At 41.3% G+C, this 13,120-nt stretch carries 10 protein-coding genes; 2 read left to right on the forward strand and 8 right to left on the reverse strand.

The window, feature by feature from the left end; genetic code table 11:
* Nucleotides 1-65 precede the first annotated feature (65 nt).
* Nucleotides 66-1,400, forward strand: a complete 1,335-nt coding sequence (locus VE944_RS05995; protein ID WP_324973707.1) for an HlyD family secretion protein — start codon at nucleotides 66-68, stop codon at nucleotides 1,398-1,400.
* A gap of 102 nt (nucleotides 1,401-1,502) precedes the next feature.
* On the opposite strand, the gene VE944_RS06000 is transcribed toward VE944_RS05995, so the two are convergent.
* Nucleotides 1,503-2,069 carry a hypothetical protein gene (locus VE944_RS06000; RefSeq protein ID WP_324973710.1) on the reverse strand — a complete coding sequence of 189 codons (567 nt, stop codon included), beginning with the start codon at nucleotides 2,067-2,069 and terminating at the stop codon, nucleotides 1,503-1,505.
* A gap of 187 nt (nucleotides 2,070-2,256) precedes the next feature.
* Nucleotides 2,257-3,936 (reverse strand): alpha/beta hydrolase, encoded by a 1,680-nt coding sequence (locus VE944_RS06005; protein WP_324973713.1) that lies wholly within the window; start codon nucleotides 3,934-3,936, stop codon nucleotides 2,257-2,259.
* 296 nt (nucleotides 3,937-4,232) lie between these two features.
* On the opposite strand from VE944_RS06005, the gene VE944_RS06010 reads away from it, so the two are divergent.
* Nucleotides 4,233-4,427, forward strand: a complete 195-nt coding sequence (locus tag VE944_RS06010) for a hypothetical protein (protein WP_324973716.1) — start codon at nucleotides 4,233-4,235, stop codon at nucleotides 4,425-4,427.
* Nucleotides 4,428-4,439: 12 nt separating this feature from the next.
* On the opposite strand, the gene VE944_RS06015 is transcribed toward VE944_RS06010, so the two are convergent.
* The 6 genes from VE944_RS06015 to sat all read right to left on the reverse strand — a co-directional run bounded on the left by VE944_RS06015 (nucleotide 4,440) and on the right by sat (nucleotide 12,774).
* Nucleotides 4,440-5,363, reverse strand: a complete 924-nt coding sequence (locus VE944_RS06015) for an ion channel (protein ID WP_324973718.1) — start codon at nucleotides 5,361-5,363, stop codon at nucleotides 4,440-4,442.
* A gap of 148 nt (nucleotides 5,364-5,511) precedes the next feature.
* Nucleotides 5,512-6,384: a YsnF/AvaK domain-containing protein gene (locus VE944_RS06020; protein WP_324973721.1), complete on the reverse strand. Its 873-nt coding sequence runs from the start codon at nucleotides 6,382-6,384 to the stop codon at nucleotides 5,512-5,514.
* Between the two features lie 258 nt (nucleotides 6,385-6,642).
* A complete protein-coding gene (locus VE944_RS06025; RefSeq protein WP_324973724.1) occupies nucleotides 6,643-7,551 on the reverse strand; it encodes a DUF2382 domain-containing protein in 909 nt (302 codons plus the stop codon).
* A gap of 329 nt (nucleotides 7,552-7,880) precedes the next feature.
* Entirely contained in the window at nucleotides 7,881-8,723 is an 843-nt protein-coding gene (locus VE944_RS06030) for a DUF2382 domain-containing protein (RefSeq protein ID WP_324973727.1), read from the reverse strand.
* Nucleotides 8,724-9,304: 581 nt separating this feature from the next.
* Nucleotides 9,305-11,431, reverse strand: coding sequence for a caspase family protein (locus VE944_RS06035; protein WP_324973730.1), 2,127 nt, complete (start codon nucleotides 11,429-11,431; stop codon nucleotides 9,305-9,307).
* Between the two features lie 164 nt (nucleotides 11,432-11,595).
* Nucleotides 11,596-12,774 carry a sulfate adenylyltransferase gene (gene sat / locus VE944_RS06040; RefSeq protein WP_324973734.1) on the reverse strand — a complete coding sequence of 393 codons (1,179 nt, stop codon included), beginning with the start codon at nucleotides 12,772-12,774 and terminating at the stop codon, nucleotides 11,596-11,598.
* Nucleotides 12,775-13,120: the final 346 nt, after the last annotated feature.

Below are 13,120 nucleotides of genomic sequence, written 5' to 3' on the forward strand. Positions count from 1 at the left end.
CAGTCTAACGCTAGGTAGATTTTTTTGTTAGATTATTTACGTAACCAAAATGTTTTTTAGCATTCATGCTCATAGACCCCCAACCAGACTTTCTCCGCCTAGTCGAAAACGACGAATATCTTCCCTCAGTCAGTATATGGACGAGGTTGGGAGGAATATTTTTAATTGGAAGTGTTGGCGCTGCCATCAGCCTTGCCAGTGTATTTCAATACAACATCATAGTAAAATCTGATGCTACCGTCCGCCCAACCGGAGAAATCCGGTTAGTGCAAGCAGCATCAGAAGGAACGGTGACAAGTATCAAAGTGAAAGAAAATCAGGTTGTGAAAAAGGGAGATACGATCGCCCTCATCGACAACTCGCAATTGCAAACTAAAAAAAGCCAACTACTCGGAACTATTGAACAGAATCAGTTACAACGAGCGCAAATTGATGCACAACTAAAATCGCTAAAAAATCAGATGGCTGCTGAGTCTAATGCAATGGGACAGGCAATCACATCTGCCAAAGCAGACTTGAGTCGCAACAAAAGAGATTATCAGGATAAGCAAATCACTAGTCTGGCACAAGTAAAAGAAATAGAAGCGGGTGTTGAATTAGCCAGAGAGGAACTGAGGCGATATCAGCAGCTGGGAAATACGGGGGCGATCACTGATCTTCAAATTAAAGAAAAAGAACAAGCTTTTAAAGCTGCTACTGCTAGACTCGATAACGCTAAAGCTGCACTCAATCCCAGCGATGCGAATGTAGCGATCGCACAAGAACGTATTTCTCAAGAGTTGACGAAGGGTGAGTCTACTATTGCTCAATTGAATAAAGAGAAAGAGGAACTCATCAGGCGTCAAGTTGAAATCCAAAATCAAATTAGCAGCGCTCAACAAGAACTTAAACAAGTTTTTATGGAACTGCAAAAAACTGTAATTCGTACCTCGGAGAGCGGTACAATTCTCCAACTAGTATTAAGAAATACTGGACAAGTTGTCCGTGTTGGGGATGCGATCGCTCAAATTGCTCCCAACAATGCCCCTTTTGTAATCAAAGCCCGTGTTCCCTCTTCAGATATTAGTAAAGTGCAGATGTGTAAAGTCGCACAAGTCGCAAAATGTTTAGAGGGGCAAGTACAAATGCGGGTTTCTGCTTATCCTTACCCAGATTATGGCATCCTCAAAGGTGCTGTCAGAGGCATTAGTGCCGATTCCATTACATCTCAGGGTAACGGTAACATTCCAACTGCGCCTTACTATGAGGTGACAATTGAGCCAGAGAAACTTTATTTAAAAAGGGCTGATAAATCCTATCCTATTAAAGCAGGGATGGAAGTTACAGCCGAAATCATTTCCAAAAAAGAAACCCTACTGACATTTATTCTGAGAAAAGCAAGACTGCTAACGGATGTGTAAATTCCTTCCTGTATTCCACGTCATTTAGAAGCACTATAATAATTCAAAATTCACACATTGTTCGCCCAGCGTCTTGTAAAGAAGAGAGTTACATAAGGGAATTTAAACCCCGACTGTAGCTTTCTTCCCGCAGGGTAACTGAGCAAAATCGGAGCTATCGAAACTCCGAGTTAATAATTGTTTAATATTATATTCTTCAGCGAAATTGGCAAGTATATCTACCAAGGCTGTAAAAAGTTCAAAAATTTTATCACCGAAGGCAGGAGACAGAGGGCAGTTTTTCTCCTGCCTTCCTCTATAAATGGGATTTATTTGAAAAGGTTGCTGATATAGTTCATAAATTAGTTTTCTATAAATAACTTTTAAAGAGCTGATGAAATTTAAAAATAAGTTAAAAGTTAAGTATTTTAAATCTTTTAAAGACCATATCCAATTATTATCTTCTTCACGGTTTTGATTGTTAAGAATATATTGAATTGGGTTAACTGTTACTTCTTTTAAGCAAAGAAATTTGTTTAAATTTTCGTATCCCATGACAAAAAGTGCAAAACAAAGAGCAAAAGATAATCTTTGTATAAAAGCAATACTTTTATTGACTAAAAACCCAAAAAAGGGTAATTGAGCAAATTTGGCTGATTCTTTTTCAATTAATCCAAACACTTTTTTCATGATCAAAAAATTCTGCCTGATAAGTAGACAGCGTAGTGTCTGTTGACTTATCAGTTCCCGCTTATGGTTTTATGCAGAGTTAGCCAATTCTTTACAAAACTTAACAAACTGCGTTACAGCCAGCGTTTTCCGCTTATGCGAGGAGGCGAGCGTCTCTCGCCTCCAAATTTTTTTATGGGGTTAAAAATTATTGACTTTTGACCTTTGACTTCCCCGTAGGGGCTGACCCATTCCAAATCTGATTGAATTGATCTGCCGACAAAGACTGTAAAATACTGAGATTAAGCGGCTCTTTACTGATAAATGTGGCGTAGGAAGGCTGCAAATAAGAACGGTATTCAGGACGGTTGAGGAGATGGGTTTCCAAAAAAGCTACGCTGAGGGCGTTGAGATAGGAATAAACAGGGGCACGATCGGGGCCTAGCAAGGCAGGTGGCACAGGTAAAACACCATTTCCAGAAGTAGGTTCTGCGATCGCTGAGAAGTGGGTGGCATTTTCGATCAAAGCCAGGTACTTATTGGAGTCAGAAAGCCAGGTAAAGGGGCGAATTTGCTCAAATACAGGTGGGGCAAAAATATCTTGACTACCTGCTACCAGCATTACTGGAATTTTAATTTGACTCACTCCGCCCTCACCCAAAACTAAGCTGTCAATTGGATTAATCGCCATGATGACCTTGATGCGATCGTCTTTGAGTTCGTAATTTCTTCGGGGTAATTTATTTGCTTCACACTGCAATAAGAGCGACAAATTAAAGGATGAATTATTGCGATTACAGTTTTGCCTCAGTTGCTCAAAGTTAATATTTGCTCCTGCTATAGCCAAAACAGTATAACCGCCAAAGGACTGACCAATCGCGCCAACTTGCTGAAAATTGAGTTTTCCTTGGAGGGTGGGATCAGATTTGTCCAGACGTTCGAGTTCATTGAGGAGATATTTGATATCCAAAGGTCGATTGATAAATTCTGATGGATCTGGTGGCCCGGCCAAACCTGCAAAATATAGTTGAAAGCGTTCAGCATTACTACCAGGGTGTTCCAGTACAGTAACGGCAAAACCATAGGATGCTAGATGTTCAGCCAGGTAGACAAAGGTAGAGCGGTCTGAGGCCAAGCCATGAGAAATTACAATCAGGGGAAAGGGAGGCGAAGGCAGTTCTTTAGTGCTTTGTGACCCAGCTTCTGGCAGATAGATATCCACGGGTAGACGGCGATTGCGAGAAAAGTCATTTAACTCCAGGCTTTTTTTCTGCCAGCGAAATTTTCCTGGCGATCGCAAATCTAGCTGTTGTGAGAAATCAATTTTTGAATTGGCTGCTTGAGCGATCGCTTCTTTTTGAAGAGACGCAACAACTTCATCCCTTTTTTTGAGCAATTGTGACAAGTCATCAACTATCTTTAACCCCCCTGTGAAATTCACCCGCACAGTATTGCTAGGAAATTTCCGCAGCAAATTCACAACCGTTAAACCTTCAGGGTCGGCAGCAGCCAAAATCAAAGAGGCACGTATGGCATAGAAGCCATTCTGTCGAGACTCAGTGAGGAGTAATTCTCCTAGCTGTTGCATCACTTGTTCGCCTATAGGTGAGTAGGTAACTTGAGATATAAGTGTAGGAGTGATATTGAACTTTTGCTGAAGTAGATCCCGCAGTTGAGCGAGTTGTTGAGGCGTAGCACGGCTAGCATAAAATGAAAAATCTTGATCAATTTTGCCAACTTTCGCAAAAGTTTCCAGCGAGTCTACAGACAACGAGAATTCGCCGAAGGGAGGGTAATAAAAGCTAATACGTTCAGCTCCCAATCCGGGAGTTGCAGTCAAAAACGTAGATAGCAAACCTAAACCCAGGTATCTCAGAAATTTTTTCATTAGAAAAACCCACTGTCTAACCCTGCCAGAGAAGTTTAAGCAGGGAGGAAAGCGGGGCGGGATCTATAACCGCTTCCCTGTTTACTTGGTTTAGGTATATCAAACAGGTTACAAGCACAAGAAGCAAGTACTTACAGCCATAGTTTTCCATATACGCTTTAAATCGCCCACTTTCAAAGCAAGGGATGTACCAAAAAACAATCATCAATGACCAATGACAAACACATGAGTAACAAATTTTTCAGCCAAACAGCATCAGTAAGGCGATAATAAATATAGAGATCAAAATATTTTATATGTCCTTTTCCTCGTGCCCCTCTTGTGTTGTCGTCCTCAATCAACAACAGGAGCAAAATATCTCTCACCAAAACCAGTGCCAGGATATGCAAGTTAACCTCAGCAAAAGAATGGTTAAAACTTGCACTGTAGTTGAAAATGGTCGGGTTGTCGTTAAACCCTTACAAGCTCCTGTCAATCAGACTGTGGAGTAACTTGCAGGCATTTTAACTGTCTTCATCTAAAGGTAAAACATCGTGGAAGCGGTTGTAATCAATGTACCGATGTCCATCAGGTGTGTGATGGAAGATATCGACAAATTGATTATTCCACAAAATCTCATTAGCACTATAAGTATGACGGGCATGAACAACCTGTGCAACCGTTTCATCAATGCCACTCAAAGAGACGATCAGTATAGTATTTGTTTGAGTTAACGATTCTGGTGTCATGCCATATAAAGGGCTAAACTCATCAATGACATGCATCACTGACCAGCTTAATGTAAAGCTAGGTGTTTGGTTCCTCAGCAGTTTCAGGTCGTAGAACCGACGCATAAACTGCCCTTCTGAGGTTATATCGTCGCGCATTAAGTAGACTCGCATCTGCGCCTCCAGAATCATATTGCGACGCTGATTAGCACTGCGAAATATGAGAGTCGGCATTGCATTATGAGGTGTAATTACAGCAACACGACTAAAAAGCACCCGGGCTGTAGGTCGGGAGAATCGAGCAAACGCTAGTCCGGTCATCACAGCAATTCCCACCAAACCGATCATTGCTTCAATGGTGACAATAATGTTGGCGTAAGTTGTTTTAGGATACATTGCCCCATAGCCGATGGATGCTAGGGTTTGTACGCTAAAGAAAAAGACATCTAAAAAAGAGCCGGGTCGGGCGTTGGCAATACAATCTCCTCCTATCAAGTAAGCTAGGGCAAATAGAGCATTAATAGTTATATAGAAAGTACAGATCAGGATCAGAAAGCCAGTCCAGGGAATCGTTAGCAGCAGATGGTAGGGATCGCGCCAGTAAGAATGCCATGCACCCATACCCATAATCTCAATTTTTCCATCTCGAACTTGAATCTGAATAGGTGGGATCAGACGCTGTTTTTTCTTCGGTGAAAGTCTCTTCAGTCGAAATTTCATTGCAAGTAGCCAAAAGAACGGCAACTGCTTAGTATTTTGACATTCCACTTACCCCCAAGGGAACGAAAATTTCAACTTTATTTTCTAAAATCAGCAAAAAAAAATTAGGGTGTGCAATGCTCACCCTAACAATCAGCGAGAAACTAACTCATTTTTCAGGGTTTGGTTGCTGACCTTTAGAACAGCGATCAAACCACTCCTGATATTTTTTCTGGTGTGACTCATCTTCCAGAGCAATGGTCACTCGCACCTGGTTACAGCCGTGATTTTGCTCTAGTGCGATCGCATTCAACAATAAACTAGCAGTCTTAGGCGAGCTAAATTCACCGCTTACCATTAAACCACTGCCAAAATGCTGAACCTCAAGTCTTTCTACTTCCGTTAAGTCAATGCCAGAAATTTCCTCTTGTCCTAAATCAATTTCTGCAAGCTGTTTGTGTTCTGGGCTAATTTGTTCTACAATCAACTTTTCGCGCCGGACAGGAACTTGTATCATCCGGGTTTCAATTTCTTTGCGAACAATCACCTCACCAACTTTACGCTTACTCCTTTCAACAACTAGTCGTTCTTCTAGTAAACGAATAATCTGTTCTTCCGTAGCCTCATCTAAATCTACTGACTCAACTGGGCTATTTGTAGTTTGATAATTCTCTAATTGCTCAGTTGAGTTTTCTGGTAGTGTGCCCTCGCCTGGTGTTTCTGTTTCTAAATATTCAGGCATATATTCAATTTCTGATTTATTTAAGTCTATGAAAACAGATTTAGTCGGCTTGTCTATTTTTTTTATTCTCTGGCTCTGCAACCAAAATAAAGAAGGATCTTTATCAGCTAACTCTTGATTCCACTGGTTACATATAACTAGGTTTAATCGACGATTAGCATCCACAATTAAATCATGAACTACTCCTACTAGCTGACCTTGCTGATCGAATACGGCGAAATTGATCACCTTGTTTCTTAAATCTGTTAATGAGGTGCTAGTCTGAGAATCAGAGTTTGCCTGTCCAATGTTTTTTGTCATCGGTTGGCTATTCATAGTACAAAATTTATGAACTGTTTTCTAGTTAACTAAATTAAATGTATCACTCATCTAAATACCATTCAGAAAATGCTTGCGATAGATGTATTTATCTAACCTAATATTCAGAGAAATATTCGCAATCCAAAATCTAAAGTTGTATTAGTTATTAGAAGCACAGGTAAAGCTAGTTTTACAGCCTCACCTGTACTGTGTCGAATTAATTATTAGTCATTAGTTAACAACTAATGACTTTATTATTTAGCGCTCTTCAATGGGAAGATTACCAGAATTAACATCTAACTCTTCACGACGCACGGTTTCTTGAGTTTCAACTGTTTCTTGATCAACCACTTTTCTAACTCTGACTTCTTCACGCAAAAACGCTTCTTTGCGAATTTCAGGAGTTTCTTCATAGATTTCTACGCGAGCAACTTCGCCTTCACGGAAGTCTGCTTCGCGCCCAGAAACGGCAGTACCTGCATCTGCTGGAGTTACACGTTCAATCACAACTCGTTCTTTTTCTATTGGCACTGCAACCCGTGCAGTATCAGTCTCAACATGCTTGCCAACCGTTACTTCTCCAGTTTTTTGGCGGCGCTTACTAGCAATCAGCCGTTCTTCATACAATCTCAGAGTTTGATGATCTTGCTCATTTAACCCAAATAAAGAAGGCTCTTGTTCGTAATTGTAGCTATCACGATTGTAAGTTGGCGTAGTCGCTGCTTGAGTCGTCGCTGGCTGATAAGTTGTATCTACAGGTGCTGATGCTTCTACGGCTGCTGATGCATCTAAAGGAAGGGTGGAACCTGTGGGTTGGCGATATACCCCACGCACCCTTTCTTCATAATCATAATCAAGCGCTTCGCGTTCACTGAACTCAGGTAAATCTTCTGCTTGCTCTCTAGTCAAGCCAATTGTATAGACGCGATCAGCATTATAGTCGACACGGGCACGACCAAGTGGTAGTAGGACTTTTTTACCAAAAATCCAGAAGCCTAAATCAACCACTAAATAGCGGAAATGACCTTCTTCATCCACTAAAACATCGCTGACAGTACCAATTTTTTCATCGGTTCCTTGGGTATAAACGCCAAGCCCCTTGATGTCGTGACCTTCAAATGTATCGCGATAGTTAGGCTCAAAATCTTGTAATTTGTAAAGTACCATTATATTTTCCTCAAAATTTTCTTTCCCATCTCCTATTAACTAAGTTAGCCATTTAATGATTTATTTGCCTCTTTCTGGCGAATGAATTATTTTAAAAGTTTAATAATCAAAAGTTATAGATATTTTATAGCAAAGCAATTTCACGTTTCTATATCCTTGCTTAAAATGTAATTTTTGTAGTTTTTTTTTTAAAGCGTTAAATTCCCGACTTCCTAGAGAAATCGGGAATCTTAGTTGTTTAATAAAACAACACATGCAGAGATAAAAATTAACTTTGCCTACATGATTATTTCAGATATATCTACCAAACAAACTTATTGATCAGCTACTTAAATAGCGTCATGTGTAGTTGTACCATGTTCCTGAACCTGTAAATTACCCTCAGTATCAACATCTAACTCTTCTCGACGGATAGTGCTTTCTGCTTCCACAGTGTCACGTTCTACTACTTTCTTAACTCTGATTTCTTCACGGACAAAGGCTTCTTTACGTATTTCAGGCGTTTCTTCGTACACTTCTATGCGTGCTACTTCCCCTTCTTGGAACTTAAGTTCAGTGGAATCTACGGTCTTTCCTGCTTCTGTTGGCACAACTCGCTCAATTATAACTCGTTCTTTTTGGATAGGTACTGTAACGCTTGCAGTGTCTGTTTCAATGTGCTTCCCAACTGTGACTTCTCCAGTTTTGATGCGTTTTTTGCTGGCAATTAATCGTTCTTCATATAATCTAAAAGTTTGATTATCTTGATCATTCAACCCGTATAAAGCTGGTTCTGTTTCGTAATTATATGTATTGCGATCGTAAGTTACACCGCTATTTGGAGAACGAAATACACTACGGACATTTTCTTCGTAATCATGATCAACAACCATGTCTTCTCTATACTCGACTAAACCTTCTACTTGCTGTCTGCTTAATCCATCAACATAGACGCGTCTTGCAGGATAGTCGATCCGGGATAGACCAATTGGTAGTAATATTTTCTTACCCAAAAAATTTGAGCTTGTATCAATAACTAAATACCGGAAATGGCCATGATCATCAACTAAAACATCCGCCACTGAGCCAACTTTGTCTCCTCCTCCAGTGTAAAGTTCCAAAGCTCTAACGTCATCTCCACCAAAAGTTTCTCGATAGTTGGGGTCAAAATGTTCAAGTTTGTGAAGAGGCATACGCTGTTTCCAGTTTTTTTATAAGGTTTCTTTAATACTGTAAAAAATATTTTACTCAGTTTCCTCCTGCTGGCGACTGAATTACAAGTGAGATATTTTATAGCTTATAGTTCCTACCTTATTACCTAATACTCAAATTTAACACTCAGGGTAATCAATAGGAGTACAACTAAAGTGATAAAAAGCTCTATATTATGCTGGTATAAAAAAGTCTTACTAAAGATGATTTAATACGATTAAGTTAACGTTTTAATCTTTTTAAGATCCCCTTAACCTCCTTTTTTAAAACTTATCATTACCAACATCAAATAAATCTTCCGCTTCGTAGCTAACCTGCCTGGGAATAAATTCCGACGCTAATAGCTCAAGTCCTCTCAAGAGGACTAAATATAGCATTTTAAGCGATGTCTATGGCTAAACTCTGGGTATTAGGCAAAATTTCAGTCTACTTAAGTAAACAGTAGTTCTAAGCCGCAGAACTGAAATTTTGGGCGGGATGTTGGCTAGTGCGACAGCTTGATTGTTATAAAAATGTGGGCAATGACAAGCCTTAACTCAAGGATATTTCATCATATCGTTGTTTATACGACCTGAAAACTAAAGCTAAGACTCGCCCAATTATTCACATCTAAGATATATGAGTCGGCTGCTGTGCTGTTCATCTCTGCTTTGAGGGCGCTGGCGTTATGCAAGTCTTGTAGCAAGGCTTGTGCAACGTCTAAAGGATTCAACAATGAACCAATCGGCTGTTGTTCGGCTGTGGAATACTTAACAGTACTCAAGGCAGCCAGAGTTTCGCTAAAGGGGGCAGTACTAAAAATCACTTGTTGTTCGCAAAAGCAAGCTGGCCCTGAAATCAGCCATTCGGAAGCACTATTAGTTTGGGGTAGGGTGAGGGTTTCACCTGGGGCGATGACGACTTGTTTGAGGAGGGGCTTGGTGTCCGCAGTATTTGGTTCTTGAGGGGTTTCCCAAGAATAGAAGGCAACTCCTGTATGATTATTGTTTAATCCCAGTAAGATTAAATATACTGAGCGATCGCTTTGGTTTTCCACTCGATATTGCATTCGACTACCGATAGGTACAATCGCAGTGGGGAGTAGGGAGTGGGGAGTGGAGAGTGATTTTTTTATCGAAGTTTCAGATTTGACAGTTCGTATTGTTTCACGTTGCATCACTACCCGTGGTGATATACCGCTAATTATTTCTAAGGTTGCCTTGAGAGGCAAGCGGGAAGAACCTTGATTTTCTGTAAGTCGCCATAGCTTGGCTGCAAACAGGGTTGATAAATTTGGCGCTAACCTTTGGACTGTTGATTTTACTGCTTCTCCTACTTCCCCGGTGGTATTGGGAATTAGTTCGCCACCAAGAGAAAATAGACCATAACGACTAGGAATTTCCTGTAGCTTGGCAAATATATAATCAGCTGGTTTTTCTCCTGCTATTACGGTGGATACATGGGAAAATCCAGCAAAGGCACTTGTTGCATCTACCCGCTCAATTCTTTCCAATCGAGTATCCAAAGCTATTGTTAAATTAATATTTCGGGGTAAAACCCGGACTGCTTCTTGGATGAGTTGCCCGACTTGTAGAGGATTTGCACCTTCAATTTTGGAAATTTGCGCTTTTGCTGTTAACCCAGTGCGCGATCGCAATACTAATTGCTCTGTTGTTGCTAGGGTGAATCGAGAATTAACTCCGTAGTATAGCAGCACTTGTGGTGGTAATCCTGCCAACCACAGATAAACTGTTTTACCGTCTTCTTCAATAGCACTCACCACGCCTTCTGCACCAATAATATTGTCTGGCACTAAAGACGTTATATCTAGATTTTTCTGACTACTTAATAACTCTGGTTGCTGTTTACTACCCAATTTGGATAGAGAATTTTCCACATGCGAGAGGACGAATTGAATTTTCGTCGCTGGGGAGAATTCCCACAAATACTGTGTCAAGGCGTAGGTAAATAACCCCGCACTAAAACCAGAAAATAGTCCTTCCCTTGCAGGCTGGTTTGATTCTGAGGTAGCTGCTAAAACAATCGGAGCGCTGGATAATTTCTGAGTTTTAAGTTGTTTGAGAAAGTCCAGTTCCTCTGCTGCTAGCTTTGCTACTGACTCCTGAAGGGCACGAATTTTTAATCCTAAGACTGTACTAGGAGCATAATAGCTACTATCCAATACTGCTGTTACTCGGTCTGTGGGGAGCGATCGCAATAATAGCAGTAGAGTTTCTTCTAATATATAGTTGACTATTTTATCATTTTGTGCATACTCGCCCACATTAACTGGCACCAGAGCATTTTGCATTGTATCTGGTGATGTTTCCAATTTGACACGGCTGCCATAGCCGCTAAAGTGGAAGACGACAACATCATCGGGTTTAGCTTGCTTACCCAGGTGATCCAAAAAAGCTGTCTCAATGAATTCCCTGCTAGCTTGTTCGTCAGTTAAGGTTAAAATATCTGAGCCTTGGAAACCAAAGCGGTGAATCAAAAGTTCTCTTTGTAAATCCACATCCGTCAGACAACCACTGAGAACTGGAATTTGTGGGTATTGGTTAATACCTATTAACAATGCCAACTTACGCGGACTGGGTTGTGCCAAAGCCTGATAATAGCGATTTCCCAAAGACAACCACTCAGCTTCAGCTATCCCCAATACCGCGAGTATTGAGCCAATTCTGTTTAAAAACGTGCGCCGTTCCATAATTAGCTATCAGCCCTCAGCCATCAGTTAGCAGCTTACAGGGCTGAACTCTGTATTGTAAAGTTACAAAAGTATGGGAAGTAGGGGAAGTAGGGGAAGCAGAGGGAGCAGAGGGAGAGGACTATTGCCCAATACCCAATACCCAATACCCAATGCCCAATGCCCTAAACCGATACTTCTATCCGCATTGCCCGCGCTAACTCTGTGGCCACCTCTGGACGGGAAAATTCTGGTGGAGGTAACTCACCACGCCGCAGCATTTCTCGGACTTTTGTTCCCGATAGATGGATGCGTTCTTCTGGCTTGCTGGGACTGGTTTTAGATGTTGCCATCTGCTTAGTGCGCGTGCAGTAGAAAGCGTGTTCAAATTTCATCGGCACAATGCCCAATTCAGTTGGGTCAAATTCATCAAAGATGTGTTGAGCATCGTAAGTGCCATAATAGTCACCAACACCAGCATGATCTCGTCCGACGATAAAGTGAGTACAGCCGTAGTTTTTGCGGACTAAAGCATGGAAGATGGCTTCACGAGGCCCAGCATAGCGCATTGCGGCTGGATTGATTGCCAAAGTTACCCGGTCTAAGGGGTAGTAGTGTTCCAGCAAAATTTCATAGCAACGCATCCGCACGTCTGCGGCGATATCATCTTCTTTTGTTGCTCCGACTAATGGGTGCAAAAATAGACCATCAACGATTTCTAAAGCGCACTTTTGAATATATTCATGGGCGCGGTGGATGGGGTTGCGAGTTTGAAAGCCAACGATGGTTTTCCAACCCTTATCTCTAAATAGTTGCCGTGAGGCAGCTGGATCAATTTGATAAGTGGGAAACTGGGGATGAGCTTCGCGTTGCAACAACCAAATATCACCCGCCAGATGTACATTACCTTGGTTATAGAGTACCTGCACGCCTGGATGTTTAGCATCATCAGTGCGGTAGACATTTATTGCTTCGCGGGTTTTGTCGTAGTTATATTTTTGGGTGAGTTGTAAAACCCCAATAAATTCACCTCTGGAGTTATCCAGACGGATTAAGCTGCCTTCTTGCAATGGGGAAGCTACTTCTTCGCTTACCGATAGTGTAATCGGGATTGACCATACAAAACCGTTAGCTAGTCGCATTTCTGTAACAGTGCGATCGTAGTCTTCCTGGTTCATAAAACCCGTGAGTGGACTAAAAGCACCGATCGCAATCATTTCTACATCAGAAACGGCGCGATCGTTTAGTTGCACTCGTGGCAAAAAGTCAGCTTTTGAGAGAAATTCTGCTCTTTGTTCTGGTGTGGCGATACGGTTAACCAACTGTCCACCGTGTGGGGCTATAGCATCTGGATTGTGACTCAACGTAATCCCCTCTTTGTATTAACTGTTATTGTTTCAGATTATGTACTAACTTATCAAATGCTGGTGCTGAGAAAAAAATAGTTTAGGGAATGGAGGAAAGTTTTTGCAACTAGCCTCTAAGCAAGCTGATTAGGTTACGCTAAAGCTAATCCAGCCTCAAGTTTCAGAATAGTTCCTTTATAAGGAAAATGCTTATGACTGCTGTATCCCCCGTTGTTAAACCTGTTAGCCAAATGCGGCTAGCGCCTGGTAGTACAGTGTCTATTCAAGATGTAAGCTGGAAGGAATTTGAGTCTATCTTGCAAGAACTGGGGGAAAAGCGATCGCTACGAGTTGCTTACAGCAA

Source organism: Nostoc sp. (genome assembly GCF_035638895.1).
GTDB lineage: Bacteria > Cyanobacteriota > Cyanobacteriia > Cyanobacteriales > Nostocaceae > Nostoc.